The 261-nt window shown below is 45.6% G+C and carries 1 pseudogene; it reads left to right on the top strand.

Annotated elements, in window-relative coordinates:
- Positions 1-261: pseudogene (locus tag B4920_RS26755) on the top strand (AAA family ATPase); the annotation flags it as partial.

Here is a 261-nt window from a genome sequence, read left to right as displayed (position 1 = left end):
GGCAAGGTTTTGGCTGATATCGTTCTATCAAAAGCCATTGCTAATACTATGCTAGATATCGTTAAGCGTCAGAAAGGCTCAACGGGTATTCCTGAATACTCCAAGCTCATTAATCAAGGTATCGTGCCTGAAAAACTAAGTACGGGGGCTATTCACTTCCACGAAACGGCAAAGAGCGACATTGCTCAAGCCTGTTGTGAGTTGTATCAGCAATCACCTGAAAATAGTCGCGTCATGGCACCGACCAAGGCACTCGTTGCT

The organism is Zoogloea sp. LCSB751 (assembly GCF_002028455.1).
Lineage (GTDB): Bacteria > Pseudomonadota > Gammaproteobacteria > Burkholderiales > Rhodocyclaceae > Zoogloea.
Note: the sequence above shows the minus strand (reverse complement) of the source record. Positions and strands in the feature narration are given on the sequence as shown.